At 65.5% G+C, this 18,881-nt stretch carries 17 protein-coding genes; 12 read left to right on the forward strand and 5 right to left on the reverse strand.

The window, feature by feature from the left end; translation table 11 throughout:
- Window positions 1–9: 9 nt before the first annotated feature.
- From AWY79_RS17270 to AWY79_RS17300, 7 genes are read left to right on the forward strand one after another with little or no spacing between them, the layout of a single operon-like run.
- Complete coding sequence (locus AWY79_RS17270; protein WP_066806615.1) at window positions 10–882, forward strand: GAK system ATP-grasp enzyme; 873 nt, start codon at window positions 10–12, stop codon at window positions 880–882.
- Window positions 879–1,967, forward strand: a complete 1,089-nt coding sequence (locus AWY79_RS17275) for an HprK-related kinase B (protein WP_066806617.1) — start codon at window positions 879–881, stop codon at window positions 1,965–1,967. Before AWY79_RS17270 ends, AWY79_RS17275 begins: the two co-directional genes overlap by 4 nt.
- 24 nt (window positions 1,968–1,991) lie before the next feature.
- A complete protein-coding gene (locus AWY79_RS17280) occupies window positions 1,992–3,176 on the forward strand; it encodes a GAK system CofD-like protein (protein ID WP_066806619.1) in 1,185 nt (394 codons plus the stop codon).
- A 28-nt stretch (window positions 3,177–3,204) separates the two neighbouring features.
- Entirely contained in the window at window positions 3,205–3,675 is a 471-nt protein-coding gene (locus AWY79_RS19160) for an amphi-Trp domain-containing protein (RefSeq protein WP_066806621.1), read from the forward strand.
- A 28-nt stretch (window positions 3,676–3,703) separates the two neighbouring features.
- A complete protein-coding gene (locus AWY79_RS17290) occupies window positions 3,704–3,886 on the forward strand; it encodes a hypothetical protein (RefSeq protein ID WP_066806623.1) in 183 nt (60 codons plus the stop codon).
- Window positions 3,887–3,898: 12 nt separating this feature from the next.
- Window positions 3,899–4,654, forward strand: a complete 756-nt coding sequence (locus AWY79_RS17295) for a ParA family protein (RefSeq protein WP_066806625.1) — start codon at window positions 3,899–3,901, stop codon at window positions 4,652–4,654.
- On the forward strand, window positions 4,651–5,103 hold the full coding sequence (locus AWY79_RS17300) for an amphi-Trp domain-containing protein (RefSeq protein ID WP_066806627.1): 453 nt from the start codon (window positions 4,651–4,653) through the stop codon (window positions 5,101–5,103). Before AWY79_RS17295 ends, AWY79_RS17300 begins: the two co-directional genes overlap by 4 nt.
- 925 nt (window positions 5,104–6,028) lie before the next feature.
- Here the strand turns inward: AWY79_RS17300 and AWY79_RS17305 are convergent.
- From AWY79_RS17305 to greA, 4 genes are all read right to left on the reverse strand, one after another.
- On the reverse strand, window positions 6,029–8,212 hold the full coding sequence (locus AWY79_RS17305; protein ID WP_066806629.1) for a glutamine synthetase III family protein: 2,184 nt from the start codon (window positions 8,210–8,212) through the stop codon (window positions 6,029–6,031).
- 414 nt (window positions 8,213–8,626) lie between these two features.
- Window positions 8,627–9,271: an RluA family pseudouridine synthase gene (locus tag AWY79_RS17310; protein WP_066806631.1), complete on the reverse strand. Its 645-nt coding sequence runs from the start codon at window positions 9,269–9,271 to the stop codon at window positions 8,627–8,629.
- Complete coding sequence (locus AWY79_RS17315; protein ID WP_066806634.1) at window positions 9,268–10,044, reverse strand: hypothetical protein; 777 nt, start codon at window positions 10,042–10,044, stop codon at window positions 9,268–9,270. Before AWY79_RS17315 ends, AWY79_RS17310 begins: the two co-directional genes overlap by 4 nt.
- Window positions 10,045–10,106: 62 nt before the next feature.
- On the reverse strand, window positions 10,107–10,601 hold the full coding sequence (greA, locus tag AWY79_RS17320) for a transcription elongation factor GreA (protein WP_066806636.1): 495 nt from the start codon (window positions 10,599–10,601) through the stop codon (window positions 10,107–10,109).
- Window positions 10,602–10,898: 297 nt separating this feature from the next.
- Here greA and AWY79_RS17325 point away from each other — a divergent pair, with 297 nt between their 5' ends.
- From AWY79_RS17325 to AWY79_RS17345, 5 genes are all read left to right on the forward strand, one after another.
- Complete coding sequence (locus AWY79_RS17325; RefSeq protein ID WP_233490953.1) at window positions 10,899–12,140, forward strand: BMP family lipoprotein; 1,242 nt, start codon at window positions 10,899–10,901, stop codon at window positions 12,138–12,140.
- 3 nt (window positions 12,141–12,143) lie between these two features.
- Entirely contained in the window at window positions 12,144–13,622 is a 1,479-nt protein-coding gene (locus AWY79_RS17330) for an ATP-binding cassette domain-containing protein (protein WP_066806638.1), read from the forward strand.
- Window positions 13,619–14,662, forward strand: a complete 1,044-nt coding sequence (locus AWY79_RS17335; RefSeq protein WP_066806640.1) for an ABC transporter permease — start codon at window positions 13,619–13,621, stop codon at window positions 14,660–14,662. Before AWY79_RS17330 ends, AWY79_RS17335 begins: the two co-directional genes overlap by 4 nt.
- Window positions 14,663–15,646, forward strand: coding sequence for an ABC transporter permease (locus AWY79_RS17340; protein ID WP_066806642.1), 984 nt, complete (start codon window positions 14,663–14,665; stop codon window positions 15,644–15,646). It begins immediately after the preceding gene.
- Window positions 15,647–15,746: 100 nt separating this feature from the next.
- Window positions 15,747–16,931 (forward strand): hybrid sensor histidine kinase/response regulator, encoded by a 1,185-nt coding sequence (locus AWY79_RS17345; protein WP_066806644.1) that lies wholly within the window; start codon window positions 15,747–15,749, stop codon window positions 16,929–16,931.
- Here AWY79_RS17345 and AWY79_RS17350 read toward each other — a convergent pair.
- Window positions 16,928–18,880 carry a cache domain-containing protein gene (locus AWY79_RS17350; protein ID WP_066806646.1) on the reverse strand — a complete coding sequence of 651 codons (1,953 nt, stop codon included), beginning with the start codon at window positions 18,878–18,880 and terminating at the stop codon, window positions 16,928–16,930. The genes AWY79_RS17345 and AWY79_RS17350 overlap by 4 nt on opposite strands.
- Between the last annotated feature and the right edge of the window lies 1 nt (window position 18,881).

Genomic DNA, 18,881 nt, shown 5'->3' on the forward strand with positions numbered 1-18,881 from the left:
AGCGCATTCGTGAAAATTGGAGTCATCGGCGTGGAGGGCGGCTGGTCCTCGGAGAAACTCGCGGACACCGTGGCCGAAAAGACCGGCGGCGAGCGCGTGCTCATCGACATGGCGGACGTGCGCCTGGACCTGCCCTCGGGCGACGCCTTCTACAACGGGCACAACCTCAGGGACTTCGACGCGCTGATCATCAAGAAGATCGGCTCGCGCTATTCCCCGGACCTCCTGGACCGGCTGGAGGTGCTGCGCTACCTGCACGAGCGGGGGCTCAGGATTTTCAGCTCCCCCTACGCCATCCTGCGCGCCCTGGACCGGCTCTCCTGCACCATCTCGCTGCAGCTCAAGGACATCCCCATGCCGCCCACGACCGTCACCGAGTCCGTGGACCAGGCCCTGACCGCCCTCGAACACTACGGCGAGGCCGTGTTCAAGCCGCTCTACACCTCCAAGGCGCGCGGCATGTTCATCCTGAAACACGGGCCGGACGCCCGCGCGGCCATCGAGGAATACAAGGTTGAGCACCCGATCCTGTACATCCAGAAGACCATCGACCTGGGCGACCTGGACCTGGGCATCGCCTTCCTGGGCGGCGAGTACCTGACCACCTACGCCCGGTGCAAGACCAACGGGGCGTGGAACACCACCACGGCCTCGGGGGGCAAGTACCGGCCCTACGAGCCGTCGCCCGAAATCATCGAGCTGGCGCGCCGGGCGCAGGCCGACTTCAACCTGGACTTCACCTGCGTGGACGTGGCCATCACCGAGGACGGCCCCTACGTGTTCGAGGTCTCGGTGTTCGGCGGCTTCCGGGGCATCCAGGAGACCAGCGGCATCGACGCCGCGGCCCGCTACGCAGACTACGTCATGGAGAAACTGAAATGAAGCTGACCGGCGACACCCGGCGGGAACTGGCCCGCGAGATCAAGGAGACCTACCCCGCCACCCGCAAGCTGCTCCTGGATTTCGGCGGCTGCGTCATCCGCGTGGACACCACCACCGACGCGCTGCACGACGCTCTTGAGGACTACTTCAAGGAGTTCCTGGCCGGGGGCGGCGTCCCCACCATCGTGCTTTCGGCCCACGAGGCCGAGCCGCCGGAGACGGACCTCGAATTCGCGGCCAAGCAGCCCGATCCCGGCAAGACCAAGATCAAGGAGGAGTGGATCGACCTGCCCGACGGGCGCGTGGTCCGCAAGCGGCTGACCGGCATGCACTTCCTCTTCGGCCAGGGCGAGAACGTGGCCGTGGGGCCGTGCCTCGCCAACGCCAACCAGGTGATCAATTTCGTCAACAACCGGTTCATCGAGTGGAAACTCAATTCCGGCGGGTTCCTGGGCCACGCGGCGGGCGTGCGCTTCGGCGAGCGCGGCATCGCCCTGGCCGGATTCTCCGGCGCGGGCAAATCCACCCTGGCCCTGCACCTCATGAGCAAGGGGACCACCTTCATCAGCAACGACCGGGTCATGGTCGAGGACAACGGGCACGGGCTGACCATGTTCGGCGTGGCCAAGCAGCCGCGCATCAACCCCGGCACCGCGCTGCACAACCCGGACCTGAGCTGCATCGTGGAACCGGACCTGCGCGAGACGTTCCTGAACCTGCCCGCCGAGGAGTTGTGGCGGCTGGAGCACAAGTACGACGCCCTCATCGACCATTGTTACGGCCCGAACCGGTTCGAGCTGCGCTGCCCCATGGACGCGCTGATCATCCTCAACTGGAAGCGGGACGAGTCGCCCATGCGCGCCGCCAAGGTCGATCCCCTGCTGCGCAAGGATCTGCTGCCCGCGTTCATGAAGTCCACCGGGCTGTTCTATCTCCCGGAGAACCCCGCCCGGCGGGACGATCCGCCCCTGGAGGCGTACGCCGAGCTTTTGTCCAAGGCCGACCTCATCGAGATCTCCGGAGGCGTGGACTTCGAGCGCGCTTCCGAGGTATGTTTGCGCTTCATGGAAACGGGCCGTCTCTAGGCCCACGACAAGGAGCGAAAACGAGTGCGAATCCGCGTCACCAGGGATGTGACCATCCCCGATCCCCGCAAGCTGGAACGGTTCCGGCGCGCCCCGGAGCTGGGGCCGTCCGTCCTCTTCTTCAGCGGCGGCACCGCCCTGCGGGACACCTCGCGCGCGCTCATCCGCTTCACCCACAACTCCATCCACCTGATCACGCCCTTCGACTCCGGGGGCAGCTCGGCGGTCATCCGGCGCGCCTTCGGCATGCCCGCCGTGGGCGACATCCGCAACCGGCTCATGGCCCTGGCCGACCAGTCCGTGCAGGGCAACCCGGAGATATACAACCTGTTCACCCACCGGCTGCCCAAGGACGGCGAGCCGGAAAGGCTGCGCGCCGAGCTGGACGCCATGGCCGGGGGCAACCACCCCCTGGTCCGGTGCATCCCGGACCCAATGCGCAAGATCATCCGCAACCACTTCTACGAGTTCCTGGACCGCATGCCCGGCGACTTCAACCTCGCGGGCGCGTCCATCGGCAACCTGGTCCTGACCGCCGGGTACCTGTCCAACCGCCGCCAGCTCGACCCGGTCATCTTTCTCTTCTCCAAGCTGGTCCAGGTCTGCGGCGTGGTCCGCCCGACCATCAACAAGGACTTGCACCTGGCGGTGCGGCTGGCCGACGGCCGGACCGTGGTCGGCCAGCACCTGATCACCGGCAAGGAGGCCGGGCCCCTGGACTCCTCCATTGAGGACCTCTGGCTGACCGATTCCCTGGACTCGGACAAACCCGCCGCGGCCTCCATCCGCAACAAGGTCAAGGGGTGGATCGGCAAGGCGGACCTGATCTGCTACCCGCCCGGCAGCTTCTATTCCAGCGTCATGGCCAACCTGCTGATGAACGGCGTGGGCGCGGCCGTGGCCGCCAACGCCTGCCCCAAGGTGTTCGTGCCCAGCACCGGTCTGGACCCGGAGGCACCCGGACTGTCCGTGGCGGAGAGGGCCGAACGCCTCTGCGCCCAGCTGCGCCGCACCGGCGCGCCGTCCGACTCCGACGTCCTGGGCTATGTCCTGGTGGACGCCAAGCACGGCCAGTACGAGGGCGGCATCGGGCGCAAGCGGCTGGCGAAAAACGGCTTTACCGTGATCGACGCACCGCTGGTCAACGAGACCGGCGGTCCCGACATAGACGGATTGAGATTGAGCGAATTCCTGCTGTCCCTTTGCTGACGGCCAACCCGGAAAGGAGGTTGCGAACGTGGAAAAACAGAAGATCAGCGTCAAGAAGGTATTGGAATACAAGGAAGCCGTGGGCTACATGGAGGACCTGGCCAGGAGCCTGAAGTCCGGCTCCATCGTCATCGAGAGCGGCGAGGAACACGTGGTCATGACCCCCTCGGCCCAGGTGGCCATCAAGGTGGAGGCCAAGATCAAGGACGGCAAGCAGAAGGTCGCCTTCGAGCTGAGCTGGACCGATGCGCCCCGCGCCGAATTGAAGATCAGCGACACCGAGCCCGCGGCTCCGCCCGCCACCAGGCCCGAACCCGCCGCGCCCGCCACCAAGACCGAGGCGCAGCCTCCGGCCACCCGCGAGGAGGCCGCCCCGCCCGCCAAGACCGCTCCCAAGGCCCCCAAGGCAGACGACAAATCCGCGAAAAAGGCGGAAAAGAAGGCGGCCAAGCCCAAAAAGGCGGATAAGAAAGCAGCCAAGCCCGCCAAGAAGCAATAACCTGATGTCCCTTACGGACGGAGGAATCATGACCGACATCCAAGACAAGATATTTGACTGGAACGAGGTGGCCGACCTGTTCGGCATTCCCGACCAAAGCATGCCCCGGGAGGAGGAGCGCGACCGGATTCTGGAGCGCATCAACGCCCTGTCCTGCCGCTACGGCCGGGAGTACGTCATCAAGAAGATCACCCTGCAGACCACCCACTAGCCCCGGAGCCCCATGCGCATCATCGCCGTACTCAACCAGAAGGGCGGCGTGGGCAAGACGTCCACGGCGGTCAACCTCGGCGCGGCCCTGGCCCGCCAGGACCGGCGGGTCCTGCTCCTGGACCTCGACCCGCAGGCCCACCTGACCTATTCCCTGGGCATCATGGCCCACGAGCTGCCCCGGACCATGGGCGCGGTCCTGCTGCGCGAATGCCCCCTGGACAGCGTGACCATGGAGGTGGGCGGACTGCATGTGGTCCCCGCCTCCGTGGCCCTGGCCGGGACCGAGGTGGACCTGGCCTCGGCCGAGGGCCGCGAGACCCGGCTGCGCGACGCCCTTTCAGCGGTCCAGGGCTTCGACTTCGTGATCATCGACTGCCCGCCCAACCTCGGCATGCTCACCCTGAACGCCATGGTCGCGGCGGGCGAGCTGCTGGTCCCGGTGCAGCCCGAGTTCCTGGCCCTGCAATCCCTGGGCAAACTCATGGAGACGGTCAAGGCCATCCGCTCGGGCTGGAACCCGAAGCTGGCCCTGACCGGCATCGTCATGACCCGGTACCAGCGGACCAAGAAGCTCAACCGCGAGATCCGGCGCAAGATCGGGGATTATTTCGGCCACGCCCTGCTGGAGACGGCAATCAGGGACAACATTTCCCTGGCCGAGGCCCCCAGCTTCGGGCAGGACATCTTCACCTACAAACCCCGGAGCAACGGGGCCGCCGACTACCGAAACCTGGCCCTGGAGCTGCTCCGCAGAGGTGCGCCATGAGCGACGTGCGACTCGGAACCAACCCCCTGGAATGGGTCACGCCCGACGCGGCCCCGGGAGCCGCCCCGGCACAGGCCCCGGCCCCCGTCCAGCCCCCCCCGGCCTGCGCCGCCGACGGACGCGACCATACCCGAACCATGACCAGCGGGCTGTTCCGGTCCGCCGAAAACGCCACGGAGGAACCGATGGGCAAAGGCAAGATCAAGATCAAGCAGACCATGGACACACCCCAGGTCGTGGCCTACCTCAAGGACCTGGCGGACTCGCTGGAATCCGGCGTCATCCGCGCCGAGAACGAAGACGGCACCCTGGTCCTCGGCGTGGCCGACTCCATGCAGGTCGAACTCAAGCTGGCCCGCAAGAAGGACAAGGCCAAATGCGAGATCGAACTGGAATGGACCGACGACGGCACCCAGGCCGGAACCCTCAAAATCTCCGACGGTTCGTAGAGCCTCCGGCGGCCGGGGGAAGGGGAAGGAAAAACCTTTCGTGAAAGGTTTTTTCCTTCCCCTTCCCCCGGACCCCCATCCCCTTCCTTTTCCAAAGCTTTTTATCGCCGCTTCGCGGACACCCCCGCCCTCCTTTTCATCTTCCTGAAGCGCCTACGAGGCGACAGCCTCGAACAGCGGCTCTCCTACTCAGACAAACGTACAAAAATCCTCTTTGGAGCGTCTTCGAGACGCAGCCTCGAACAGCGCCCCTCCCACAGCCCCGTCTATCGAACCCCGGAGCGCATTGGGGCGTAACCCCAACAGCGGCTTTCATACCCCGCCGCTCCGACCGAAGGTCCTCCCATGGAGCGTCTTCGAGGCGCCGCAGCCTCGAACAGCACTTCTCTTTGACGCCAAAGCGGACAACGCACCTCTTTGGAGCGTCTTCGAGGCGCAGCCTCGAACAGCGGCTCTCTCCCCGCACGACGAAAGGAGCAACCCTCCTCTTTGGAGCGAAGCGGCTCTTCCCCCCCCTCCCGCGACCGTAGGCAGCGAGGCTTTGATTCGCCCCGTCCTGGGGCTCACCCCTTCGGGGCGTTGCGGAAAGACCGCAACGTCCAAATCCGCTGTCCTGCGGATTTGTCGAGAGTGGGTCAGCCGTGCATTTTTAAGTGAATTGTAGGCGAGTCTTCGAGCCGTACAAGATCTTATGCCTTAGGTACTTCCGGGGGGCTTTCACCGCAGCATGCGTCAGCTCTTAGGCCGAGCTCGCTCGGTCTTAGAGATGTCGACAGCAGCGATAGCCGTCTACGTGAGGATGAAAGCCCCCCGGAAAAAATGTGCGGATGGCCCGCTATCGGAAGCCGCCGCCAGCACTCCAAAAGCGTAAAAAAAGGGCCCCGGCAACGCCGGAGCCCTTGTCTTTACGCTTTTGGAGTGCGCCCTACTTAATGAAGAGCATTTCCTGGTAGCTGGGAAGCGGCCACAGATCATCGGCAACGATGCCTTCCAGGGCGTCGGCCACTTCGCGGACGGCGAGCATGGCGGGCAGAACCTTGGAGACCTTGTACTTGGCTTCTTCCTCGATGGACTTGAAGCCTTCCTTGGCGATGATCTTTTCCAGGGTCCCGATGTTTTCCTGCAGGTCGCGCAGCTTGTCGGTGACTTCCTGGAGCAGGGTGGTGCGGGGCTCGATGCCGGCGGCCTTGATGGACGCGGCGACGGAGGCCAGCTCGCCCTGGTAGCGGATGGCGGCGGGCAGGATGATGGTCTTGGCGACCTTCACGACCAGCAGGGACTCGGTGGTGATGTGCTGGCAGTACTGCTCGTGGTAGATTTCGTAACGGGAGTGCAGCTCGTCCTTGGACAGGACGCCGTACTTCTCGAAGACCGCGACGACTTCGGGCTCGATCATGGCGGGCAGCGCTTCCGGGGTGGTCTTCAGGTTCGGCAGACCGCGCTTGGCGGCTTCCTTCTGCCAGGCGTCGGCGTAACCGTCGCCGTTGAAGATCACGTGACCGTGCTTCTTCATGATCTCCTGCAGGACCTTCTGGCAGGCCTCTTTCAGACCGGCCTTCTTGCCGCCGGTGAGCTTCAGGATCTCGTCGGTGATGAAGTCCAGGGACTCGGCCATGATGGTGTTCAGGGCAACCTGCGCACCGGCGATGGACTGGTTGGAACCGACCGCGCGGAACTCGAAGCGGTTGCCGGTGAAGGCGAACGGGGAGGTGCGGTTGCGGTCGCCGGAATCCAGCGGCAGCGGGGGCAGGGAGTCGACGCCCATCTCCAGGCAGCCCTTGGACTTGCAGCCCTTGAGGTCGCCCAGCTCGATCTGGTTGAAGATCTCGGCGAGCTCTTCACCCAGGAAGATGGAGATGATGGCCGGCGGGGCCTCGTTGGCGCCCAGGCGATGGTCGTTGCCCGCGGTGGCGACCACGGAGCGCAGCAGCTTGGCGTGTTTCTCCACGGCGCGGATGGTGGCCGCGGTGACCGCCAGGAACTGCATGTTCTTGTGCGGGGTGTTGCCCGGGGAGTACAGGGAGCCCTGGGACGGGGTGGAGATGGAGTAGTTCAGGTGCTTGCCGGAGCCGTTGATGCCGGCGAACGGCTTCTCGTGCAGCAGGCAGGCCATGCCGTGCTTCTTGGCCACGGATTTCAGGATGGTCATGACCATCTGGTTGTGGTCGGTGGCCAGGTTGGACTGCTCGTAGACCGGGGCGATCTCGAACTGGCCGGGGGCCACTTCGTTGTGGCGGGTCTTGACCGGCACGCCCAGCTTGTACAGCTCGCGCTCGACTTCCATCATGAAGGAGAGCACGCGGCGGGGGATGGCGCCGAAGTAGTGGTCATCCAGCTCCTGGCCCTTGGAGGGCTTGGCGCCGAACAGGGTGCGTCCGCAGACCATCAGGTCGGGGCGGGCGAAGAAGAAGTTGCGGTCGAGCAGGAAGTATTCCTGTTCCGGACCGGCGTTGGAGACGACCATGGAGCCGTCGTCGGAGCCGAACAGCTTCAGGAAGCGGCGGCCGGCCTTGTTCAGGGCCTGGTTGGCGCGCAGCAGCGGGGTCTTCTTGTCGAGGGCGTGGCCTTTCCAGGAGACGAAGGCGGTCGGGATGCACAGGAAGGTGCCGTTGGGGTTTTCCAGGATGTAGGCCGGGTTGGTCACGTCCCAGGCGGTGTAGCCGCGGGCTTCGAAGGTGGCGCGCAGGCCGCCGGACGGGAAGGAGGAGGCGTCGGGCTCGCCCTGGATGAGCAGCTTGCCGTCGAATTCGGCGATGGCGCCGCCCTCGCCGTCGGGGTTCAGGAAGCCGTCGTGCTTCTCGGCGGTCAGGCCGGTCAGCGGGTAGAAAACGTGGGTGTAGTGCGTGGCGCCCTTGGCCATGGCCCACTCGCGCATGGCGGCGGCCACCGGCCCGGCGATGGACGGATCCATCTTCTCGCCGGCCAGCTTGGTCTTCATCAGGGATTTGTACACGTCCCTGGGCAGCATGGCCTTCATGACCTTGTCGTTGAAGACGTTGGAACCGAAGATCTCGGCCGGGGAAGTCTCGGCGAAGTTCAGGGGCTCGATGCTGGGTTTGTAGTTGGTCACCGCATTGATAGCGTTCTGACGAGTCTGGTATCCGCTCATGTAAAATACTCCTTCCAGGCAGGTAAATATGGGTTTTCCGGCGTCCGGCCGGGCCAAAGGGCGCCTGACCCTTGTTGTCTAGACGCCCACTATACCAAGTTACATGCCAAACAATAAAAAGCGCGTATAACCAGGTGGATACATCAAGCCGGTTTTGGCCGGGCCAGTGAAAAACTACGAAAATGTAGTTTAACGACCCCTTTTCCCCCTTTGGTGATGACAATTTTGCAAAAAACAATGCACTTTTTCACATCCATGTTAATTTTTTGCAGCCGTCCGCCGATGGGTAAAAAAGAAAATTGTCCTGCAAATCCGGCCTATTCAGAAAAATCCGCAGGAGCGCCGGAAAGGACGGTGAAAATAACACAAAAATGGCATCTGGAGCCCCCCTTCCGCACGGGAATGGGAAGCGCGTCAGAACGGGGCCGGAGAGACGAACTCCATGGGTTCGCGCGTGACCGGATGACGGAAGCGCAGCAGCGAGGCGTGGAGCTTGAGCTGGCCCGGTTCGGTGCCGGTGCCGTAGAGCCTGTCGCCCACGATGGGAAAGCCCAGCCCCTTGGCGTGGGCCGCGTGGAGCCGGAGCTGGTGGGTCCGACCGGTCAGGGGCATGAACTCCACCCGGGTCCGGCCGTCCTCCACGCCGAGGTTGCGCCAGCGGGTCACGCCGCGCTTGCCCTTGGCCGCGTCGTAGACCTGATAGGGCCGGTTGTTCGGATCCAGGCGGAACTTCAGCTCGATGACCCCGCCCGGCTCCTTGAGCACGCCGTCGATGAGGGCGGTGTAGCGCTTGCCCACCAGCCGGTCCATGAACTGCATGGACAGGTCGCGGTGGGCCTCGGTCGTCAGGGCCAGGGCGAGCAGCCCGGAGGTGTCCTGGTCCAGCCGGTGGACCGAGGGCTGGTCGATGCACCCGGGATAGGCCGCCTTGACGCGGGCGGCCACGCAGTCCTGGTTCGCCTCGCCCTTGCCGGGCACGGAGAGCAGGCCGGACGGCTTGTTGACCACCACCACGGCGTCGTCCGCGTAGATCACGTCCAGTCCGGGGGGGATGGTCATGCGTCCTCCAGCCCGCACAGCATGTGGCCGAGGATGCGGGCGCACTTGTCCAGGCAGGACGGGTAGAAGCGGCCGTGCTCGCGGGTCCCGGACCGGTTGGTCCGCCCGAAGTAGAACTCGGCCAGCCCCAGGGGAACCAGCCCCTGTGCGGCGGCCAGCCCCAGAAGCTTGGGCGCGCAGCAGTCGCCGGTGCCGGTGGGCACCCCGCCGTCGCCGTGCACGGCCAGGGGCAGCGGCACGGTCTCTCCACGGAAATTGGGCAGCCGGTACATGGCGTGGATCTCCTGCATCAGGGTCCTTGATGCGGCCTTGCGGCGGTAGATGAGCAGGTCGCGGGAGGGCGACCCGGCGGGAATCCCCGCGATCTCGCGGCCCATGGACTTGATCCGCTGCTCGGCCTCGAAGGTGTCGCGCCGGAAGCGGGCCGTGTCCAGGAGCGGCGGCGCCCAGCCCTCCACCTCCCAGGCGGAGTTGTACTGGCCCGAAAAAGCCTTCAGGGCAACGGTCGCGCCCGCCTTGTCGCGGGCCACGAGCACGCCGAACATCTGGCCGCGCGCCTCGCCGTCCAGGTAGCCGACGGAGAACCGGGGGTCCGGCTCCGGGGCCTCGAAGTCGATGCGCCCTTCCCGCTCCATGCGCTCAAGCAGCGCCAGGGCCGGACCGCGCGCCGGGCCCACGGGCAGGGAGTGCTCCCGCGCGCAGCGGGCGCACCACCCCCTGCAGGAGACGGCGGGGTCGAATTCCCCATTGGTGTCGACGGGCGTGTGCGGCATCAGTAAAAAGCCCCGCCGCCCTTGGGCGGCGGGGCGGGTCTGCGCTTGGCGGCGCGAATGCGCTATTTCAGGTCCAGCCCGGCAGCGCCGAGAAACTGGACGGAGACGATTTCATATTCGATGCGGCCGCGCGGGGCGTCCACCACGACCTCGTCGCCCTCCTCCTTGCCCAGGATGGCCTGGCCCATGGGGGAGAGAACGGAGATGGTGCCCTTCTTGTGATCCGCGTCGTCGGGGCCGAGCAGGGTGAACTTGCGGCGCTCTTCGGTGTCCAGGTCCTCGACCACCACGGTGGCGCCGAAGATGGCCCGTTCGCCGTTGAGGGTGTCCAGGTCGAGCACGTCGAACAGCGGCATGCGGGAGTTGATGTAGGAGATGCGAGCCTCCAGCATGCCCTGGCGCTCGCGGGCGGCGTCGTAGCCGGCGTTCTCGGAGAGATCGCCTTCCGCGCGCGCCTCGGCGATGGCCTGGATGATGGCCGGACGCTGCGCCTTCAGATCCTCCAGTTCCTGGGTGATTTTTTCGTAACCCTGCTTAGAAATGGGAATGCGGTCCATGTCGGAAAAACCTCTCTAAAAGTATTCAAAAACGCAAAAGCTAAAAAAGATACATGCCGCGCGGCGATCCTTGAAAAAGCTGCGCGGCTGCATCTGCGTCAATCGAATTGACTGACTCTCTGATAGAACATCCGGTCACGGAGGTCAAGCCCGGCGACCCCGCCGGGCAGGAAGCTGTTGACACATCCCGGGCATTGTATACAAGAATACACCGTTGGCGGGCGGCCCCGCCAGAACATTCACACACCGGAATACGGGAGCGGATCCCCGCCCCGCCCACGAACATGGAGGATGAGGATGATGTCATTTCGCACCGTGGCAGGACTGGCCATGAGCCTGTGCCTGCTCCTGGCCTTTGGTTGTTCTTCCGAGCCCAAACAGGAAGAGGCCAAACAGGAAGCGCCCAAGGCCGAATCCGTGGAAGTCAAGGAAGCCAAGCCCCTCACCATCGGCCTGATCCTTGTCGGTCCTTATAATGACAAGGGCTACAGCCAGGCGCAGTACGAGGGCGGCAAGTACGTCGAGTCCCACATGGACGGCGCCAAGCTGATCTACCTCGACAAGGTCAACCCCGCCGACCGGCCCGGCCTGACCATTCCGCAGGTCGTCGACGACCTGATCGAAAAGGGCGCGGACCTGATCATCGCCGGTTCCGACGACATGAAGGACGGCATCCTCGAAGCCGCGGCCATGCACCCCGACAAGACCTTTGTCCACGTCTCCGGCGACGCCGCCTGGACCGGCAAGGCCCCGGCCAACCTCGGCAACCTGTTCGCCAAGATGATCTACTCCAAGATGATGGCCGGGTTCACCGCCGCCATGACCACCCAAACCGGCAAGATCGGCGTGGTCGGCCCGCTGATCAACGAGGAGACCCGCCGCCTGATGTCCGCCGCCTACCTGGGCGCGCGCTACGCATGGACCGAGGTGCGCGGCAAGGACGCCAAGGACCTCTCCTTCAACGTCAAGTGGATCGGCTTCTGGTTCAACATCCCCGGCGTGACCGCCGACCCGACCCAGGTGGCCGGTTCCCTGATCGACTCCGGCTATGACGTCCTCATCTCCGGCATCGACACCCCCGAGGCCGTGACCGTGGCCAAGCAGCGCGTGGACGCGGGCAAGCAGGTCTGGGCCCTGCCGTACGACTACGAGAACGCCTGCGAGGGCCAGGGCAACATCTGCCTCGGCGTGCCCTACTTCAACTGGGGTCCCGGTTTCCTGCGCGTGGCCAAGGCCGTTACCGACGGCACCTACAAGCCCGGCTTCGAATGGGAATCCCCCTACTGGCAGAATTACAACGACGCCGACCAGTCCCCGGTGGGCTTCGCCCGCGGCGAAGGCATGAGCGCCGAGACCGCCGACGCCCTGGACGCCTTCGTGGCCAAGCTCGGCTCCGGCGAGCTCGAACTCTTCACCGGCCCCCTGAACTACCAGGACGGCACCCCGTTCCTGAAGGACGGCGAAAAGGGTTCCGACAAGCAGATCTGGTACATGGAGCAGCTGCTTGAAGGCATGGAAGGACTCTCCTCCCCCCAATAAGGGATGATCGTCCTCAACGACATACATAAGCATTACGGCCGGGTTCGGGCCAACGACGGCATCAGCCTGACCCTCGAACCCGGCCGCATCTATGCTCTGGTGGGTGAGAACGGCGCGGGCAAGTCCACGCTCATGCGCATCCTGGCGGGCCATACGCGCCCCACGTCCGGGACCCTGACCATCGGCGGCGAGACCCTGAGCCACCTGACTCCGGCCCTGGCCCGCGAAAAGGGCGTGGGCATGCTCTACCAGGACCCCCTGGATTTCCCGGCCATGCCCGTGTGGGAGAACTTCCAGCTCGGCGCGCCCAAGCGCAGCAAGCGCGAGGTGGTGGACATCATCGGCGAGCTGTCCTTCCGCCTGGACGCCTGCTTCCTGCCCGACGAGCCTGTCTCCAGCCTGACCGTGGGCGAGCGCCAGCTCCTGGAGCTGCTCCGGCTGCTCGACCTGGGCGCGTCCACCCTGATCCTGGACGAGCCGACCACCGGCATCACCCCGGAGCAGAAGCAGGACCTCTTCGACCTGCTCATGAAGCTGGCCCGCGAAGAGGGCCACACCATCGTGCTGGTGACCCACAAGCTGTCCGAGGCGTTCGAGATGGCCGATTCCATCTTCATCATGCGCCAGGGGTCGCTGGTCTCCACCCTGACCCCGCCCTACGACGAAAAGGAGCTGGTCTCGCTGATGTTCGGCGAGGCGGCCGAAGGCGAGGTGGAGCCGCTGCCCGAACCGGCCCCGGCCTCGGAACCGGACCGCCTGGTTCTGCGCGACGTGCTCTTTGCCGGGCCCAAGTACTCCATGGACAAGCTGAATTTCACCGCCCGGCCCGGCGAATGCATCGGCCTGGCCGGACTGGACGGCTCCGGCCAGGAGCTGTTCCTGCGCGGGCTGTGCGGCCTGGACCGCATGCCCGGCGGCACCCTGACGCTGGACGGCGTGTCCCACACGGACAACGACTTCGCCTCCCTGCGCAGGGAGGGGGTCCAGTTCGTCCCCGCCGACCGGCTGGGGCTGGCCCTGTTCCCTGATCTGAACCTCATGGAGCACATCACCCTGGCCTTCCCGGACAAGGACGGCGACCTGACCGATTTCTACCGTTCCCAGTGCGTGGACCGCTTCAACCTCCAGGCCCACCCCGACACGCGGGCCGTGGAGCTGTCCGGCGGCAACCAGCAGCGGCTGCTCCTCTCCCTGATCCCGGACGGGACCAGGCTGCTGCTCATGGAGCATCCCACGCGCGGCCTGGACGCGGGCAGCGCCCGCCAGGTCTGGAACAACCTCAAGCACCGCTGCGCCGAGGGCGCGACCCTGATCTTCTTCTCCCCGGACCTGGACGAGGTCCTGGAGCACAGCCACCGGGTCATCGTCTTCTACGACCGGGCCATCGCCGCCGTGGTCGAGGGCGTGGACATTTCCATGAAGGTCGTGGGCGCGCTCATGGCCGGAAAAAAATACGCGGACATCAAGGGAGACAAGGCATGAACCGCGACTCCCTGCTGACCCAGATCGGCTGGTTCGGGCTGGCCCTGCTCCTGGCCCTGGTCCTGACCGTGATCGTGGCCCTGCCCGCGGGCGCGCCGCCCCTGGAGACCATCTACGTCCTGTTCCATGGCGGGCTGGGCTCCCTGTCCAAGATCGGCCGCGTGCTGGCCGGATGGGTTCCCCTGACCCTGTGCTCCGTGGGCCTGCTCGTGCCGTTCACGGCCCGGCTGTGGAACATCGGCGTGGAGGGCCAGGTGATCATGGGGGCCATCTTCTGCACCGCGGCCCTGCGTCCCTTCGAGGACGGCGGCGGGGCCGGGCTGATCGTCCTGGCGCTGGGCGCGTCCATGCTCGGCGGCGCGCTCTGGGCGCTGCTGGCCGGTCTGCTGCGCGTGTTCGGCCGGGTGCACGAAATCTTTTCCGGCCTGGGGCTGAACTTCGTGGCCCTGGGCGTGACCCTGTGGCTGATCTTCGGCCCGTGGAAGCGGCCCGGCGTGGCCTCCATGTCCGGCACCCAGCCCCTGGACGTCTCCCTGTGGCTGCCCCGGCTGGGCACTCTCTCGGTGAGCTGGGTCGGCCTGGCCCTGGCCTGCGCTGCCGTACTCCTGGTCTACATCCTGCTCCACCGCAGCACGTGGGGCCTCAAGATGCGCGCCGTGGGGGAAAACCCCAAGGCCGCCACGCTCTTCGCCCTTGGCCCCCGCCGCCGGTTGCTCCAGTCGTTCCTGTTCTGCGGGGCGCTGGCCGGACTGGCCGGAGCCGCCCAGGTCCTCGGCGTCTACCACCGGCTGCTGCCGAATATCTCCTCGGGCTACGGCTACACCGCCCTGATGGTCGGCATGATGGCCTCGTTCCGGCTGGGGCTTGTGCCGTTCATCTGCCTGTTCTTCGCCATCCTCAACGTCGGCTCCATCCAGCTCCCGCTCCAGCTCGGCCTGGACTCCTCCCTGTCCGGCGTGATCCAGGGCGTCATGGTCCTGTCCCTGTTCATCGTCCAGGGGCTGCGGCTGTGGCTCAGGCAAAAAAAGGAGGCGGACTAAATGGAAACCTTCGCACTGACCCTGGCCGCGATCCTCATTGCGGGCGCGCCCCTGGTGCTGGCCACCCTGGGCGAGACCCTGACCGAGAAGGCGGGTATCATCAACCTGTCCCTGGACGGCTCCATCCTGCTGGCCGCCATGGCCGCCTTCGCCTGCTCCGCCACCTTCGACTCCCCGTGGCTCGGCATGGTCGCGGGCGCGGCCGTGGGCGCGGCCATCGCGGGCGTGCTCGGCCTCATCGGCATCTTTCTCGGCCAGTCCCAGCTGGCCGTGGGCTTCATCCTGACCCTGCTCTCCCGCGACTTGGCCTATTTCCTGGGCCACAAGTTTTCCCGCCAGCCCGGCCCGGACCTCGGGCTGTGGACCATCCCCGGCCTGGGCGACGTGCCCTTCGTGGGGCTGATCTTCGGCTCCCAGTCCCCGGTGGTCTACTTGAGCCTGACGGCCATCTTCGCCTGCTGGTGGTGGATGTACCGCACCGAGGGCGGCATGCGGCTGCGGGCCGTGGGCGAATCCCCGCGCGCGGCCTTCGGACGCGGCATCCGCGTCCGGCTGGTCCGGCTGTACTACTGCCTGGCCGGAGGCGCGCTGGTGGGGCTGGCCGGGGGCGCCTACTCCCTGGCCGTCAAGCCCGGCTGGGGCCGTCCCCAGGGGTGCGAGGGCGCGGGCTGGATCGCCCTGGCCATCGTCATCTTCGGCGGCTGGCACCCGGTGCGCACCGCCCTCGGCGCGTTCTTCTTCGCCGCCCTCCAGGTGTCGGGCATCCATCTCCAGGAGCTGTTCCCCTCCATCCCGGCGCCGGTCTTCCAGGTGGCCCCCTTCCCGATGATGATCCTGACCCTGCTGGCCGTGAACATGGGCCGCATGGGCTGGGTCCAGGACATCGTCCGGCGGCACCCGTTCCTCAAGAACTTTTCCAAGTCCTGGTCCATCGAGGCCCCGGCGGCACTGGGCCAGGACTTCGATCCCAAGAAAGGACTCTGACCGGGCTCCCGAGGGCTTGAACGAGGAATTCCCCCTCCCCCTTGCTCCACAACCGGAAATGCGGTAAGTTCCCTAGAGCGTATATTCTTTTGGAGCCTACATGCATTCAAGCGAACGGCCAACGGTACTGGTTGTCGATGACAACCGTTTAAATATCGACCTTCTTGTGGACGTCCTCAAGGACGACTACAAGCTGTTGGTCGCCCTTAACGGCGTCACCGCGCTGGAAGTCATCGAAGAAACCCTCCCGGACATCATCCTCCTGGATATCATGATGCCGGAGATGGACGGCTACGAGGTCTGCCGCAGGCTCAAGAGCGACGAGCGCAGCGCCCAGATCCCGGTCATCTTCATCACCGCCAAGTCCCAGACCGAGGACGAGGCCAAGGGACTGGCCCTGGGGGCCGTGGACTACATCACCAAGCCCGCCAACCCGGCCATCGTCCTGGCCCGGATCAAGACCCACCTGGCCCTCTACAACCAGAACCGGGAGCTGGAGGAAAAGGTCCGCAGACGGACCAGCGAACTGGAGAAGAGCAAGATCAAGGCCGACGAGGCCAGCCGCGCCAAGTCCGCCTTCCTGGCCAACATCAGCCACGAGCTGCGCACCCCGCTGAACCACATCCTGGGGCTGTCCACCCTGCTGCTGGAACTGGACACCGACCCCGAACGGCTGGAGCTGCTGCAGCCGCTGCACGACGGGGCGGCCCAGCTGGCGGGGCTGTTCGACCAGCTCCTGGACCTGACCCTGCTCGAATCCAACTCGGTCCAGATCAAGTACAGGCCCTTCGATTTCCAGAAGGCCCTGGCCGACCACCTGGCCGTGTACCGGAGCTATGCCGAGCGCAAAGGGGTGGAGTTCCGCTTCTCCATGGGCGAAGGGCTGCCGCACAGGGTCCTCGGCGCGCCGCAGGAGGCCGTTCACGCCCTGAACAACATCCTGCTCAACGCCTTCCGCTACACCGAGAAGGGCGCCGTCGGGTTGGACGTGCGCATCGACCCGGAGCACTTCGCCGGGGCGGGCAAGGACCAGATCATGATCCGATTCACGGTTTCGGACACGGGCGTGGGCATCCCGGAGGACCGGCTGGAAACCATTTTCAACAGCTTCGAGATCGGCGAGAAGGTCATGACCAAGCGACTGTCCGGCCCCGGGGTGGGGCTGACCATCGCCAAGTACCTGATCGACAAGATGGGCGGAAAGATCCGCGTGGAGAGCGTCCTCGGCAAGGGCAGCACCTTCTTCGTTTCCCTGCCTTTGACCGTGCTCCCCGACGAAGGCTAGCCCCCGGTCGCGCCCGAATCCGGGATGGTGAACCGGAAGGTACTCCCTTTCCCGACCACCGATTCCACCACCAGTTCGCCCCCGTAGTGGGTGACTATCTGCCGACAGATGGCCAGTCCGAGGCCGGTGCCCAGCACCCCGCTGGACCGTCGGTTCTCGTCCTGTCCCTGATAGAAGATGTCGAAGATCTTGAGCTGGTCGCTCTTGGGGATGCCCCGTCCGGTGTCGCTCACGGAAAATTCCGCCCCGGATTCGAGCCGCCGGGCCGACAGGGTCACGCTGCCCGCATCGGTATTCTTGAAGGCGTTGCTCAGCAGGTTGATGATCACCTGATGAATGCGGTCGGCGTCGGCCAGGAACTCCCCGTCCTCCCGCACGGGCAGCACCGAGAAGTCCACGTTGGGCTTCTCGGCGGCGTAGGCCGAGATGGCCTCGGCAGCTCGGTTGACCGCTTCGCCCAGGCGCAGGGGCCGGTCGAGCCACTCCATGCGCCCGGCCTCGATCTTGCTCAGGTCGAGCAGGTCGTTGACCAGCCTGCCCAGCCGGTCGGACTCGATGCGCACGATGGCCAGGTTCTTCTCGAACTGCCGCGCATGGCGGCCGAGCGGGTCCAGCGGCCCGAGCACGGGCATGAACCGCGAGCTGAAGTTCTTCTCCATGAGCTTGAGAAAGCCGATGATGGAGGTCAGGGGGGTGCGCAGCTCGTGGGAGGCCGAGGCCAGGAACAGGGACTTGGCCTTGTCCATGGCGATGAGCTGCTTCTCGGTCTCCTTGCGCGAGGCGATCTCGCTCTCCAGGTCGTTGCTGTAGGCGGTCAGCTTCTCCATGAATGAGTTGAAATAGCCCGCCATGAGGCCCAGTTCGTCCCGCGAATGCTGCTCCATGCGCACGGAGAAATCGCCGTTCGCGGCGCGGGCGAAGCTCCGCTGGAGCTGCTCGATGGGCCGGGTGATCAGCGCGCCGATGCCCATGGACACCGGAATCATCAGCAGGACCGCCACGGCCAAGGCCACGAGCAGGACATAGCCGATGGCCTCAAGCGGTTTCTGGAACTCGTCGTAATAGCTGGAGGAAGACACCACCCAGCCCATTTCCGGCACATCCCTGAAGTAGACCACCTTTTTCCGTGGCTTTGTCTCGCCCGGATTGACCCACATGTAGTCGAAATGGCCGTTGCGCTCCGTCACGATGCGCCGGGCCACTCCGCCCAGCTCCTTGGCACCGTACTCGCTGAAGTGCCTTCCCACCAGGTAGGGATGAAGCAGCATGAGCCCGTCGTAGTCCAGGATGAAGGGATAGCCGGACCGCCCCGAGCGCAGCTCCAGGAACCGGGAGCGGAAGTCCTCCACGTTGACCAGCTGGGCGAACTCCTCGCGGTAGGAGGACGCGGTGATGATCCAGTCCCACGGCTCGAAATAGGTCATGTACACCGCCTTGGGGCGGCTATCCGGTTCCAACGGCTCGCGCCACTCGTATTCCAGGTACCCCTCCTTGCGGCGGACCTGTTCGCGCACGAAGGGCAACCCGGACATGTCCACGCCGAGCAGGCTGCGCTTGTGGTGCAGGACCATGATCCCCTGGCTGTTCAGGCAGTACACCCGCCCGGTCTTGCCGATGGTCATGGACAGCAGGGCGTGGCGCGCGCGGCGCTTGGCCTCCTCCTCGGTCAGCCTGCCCCGCTTCACCTGGCGGTACAGGGCGCGCGCCTCGTCCAGGCTCTTCTCGGCCACGGCCCGCATGTAGTTCTTGATGGACACGTCCACCGAGGTGCGGACCATGGTCCTGAGCGCTTCCGTGGTCTCGGTCAGCTCGACCTCGATGGCCTGGCGCAGGATGCTGCCGACCAGGGAATAGATGATGACGCCCGACACCAGGAAGATGACCAGGAACGCGCCCGCGTAGGCTACGTAGAGCTTGGTCCGGATGCGGGAGTTGATCAGGGAGAGCATG

Source organism: Pseudodesulfovibrio indicus (assembly GCF_001563225.1).
GTDB classification, from domain to species: Bacteria; Desulfobacterota; Desulfovibrionia; order Desulfovibrionales; family Desulfovibrionaceae; genus Pseudodesulfovibrio; species Pseudodesulfovibrio indicus.

Coding starts and splice junctions, on each gene's coding strand:
- AWY79_RS17335 (WP_066806640.1), top strand. CDS start 13,619: ATGAACCGCGACTCCCTGCTGACCCAGATCGGCTGGTTCGGGCTGGCC.
- AWY79_RS17295 (WP_066806625.1), top strand. CDS start 3,899: ATGCGCATCATCGCCGTACTCAACCAGAAGGGCGGCGTGGGCAAGACG.
- AWY79_RS17340 (WP_066806642.1), top strand. CDS start 14,663: ATGGAAACCTTCGCACTGACCCTGGCCGCGATCCTCATTGCGGGCGCG.
- greA (WP_066806636.1), bottom strand. CDS start 10,601: ATGGACCGCATTCCCATTTCTAAGCAGGGTTACGAAAAAATCACCCAG.
- AWY79_RS17275 (WP_066806617.1), top strand. CDS start 879: ATGAAGCTGACCGGCGACACCCGGCGGGAACTGGCCCGCGAGATCAAG.
- AWY79_RS17315 (WP_066806634.1), bottom strand. CDS start 10,044: ATGCCGCACACGCCCGTCGACACCAATGGGGAATTCGACCCCGCCGTC.
- AWY79_RS17290 (WP_066806623.1), top strand. CDS start 3,704: ATGACCGACATCCAAGACAAGATATTTGACTGGAACGAGGTGGCCGAC.
- AWY79_RS17305 (WP_066806629.1), bottom strand. CDS start 8,212: ATGAGCGGATACCAGACTCGTCAGAACGCTATCAATGCGGTGACCAAC.
- AWY79_RS17300 (WP_066806627.1), top strand. CDS start 4,651: ATGAGCGACGTGCGACTCGGAACCAACCCCCTGGAATGGGTCACGCCC.
- AWY79_RS17345 (WP_066806644.1), top strand. CDS start 15,747: ATGCATTCAAGCGAACGGCCAACGGTACTGGTTGTCGATGACAACCGT.
- AWY79_RS17310 (WP_066806631.1), bottom strand. CDS start 9,271: ATGACCATCCCCCCCGGACTGGACGTGATCTACGCGGACGACGCCGTG.
- AWY79_RS17350 (WP_066806646.1), bottom strand. CDS start 18,880: ATGCTCTCCCTGATCAACTCCCGCATCCGGACCAAGCTCTACGTAGCC.
- AWY79_RS17325 (WP_233490953.1), top strand. CDS start 10,899: ATGATGTCATTTCGCACCGTGGCAGGACTGGCCATGAGCCTGTGCCTG.
- AWY79_RS17330 (WP_066806638.1), top strand. CDS start 12,144: ATGATCGTCCTCAACGACATACATAAGCATTACGGCCGGGTTCGGGCC.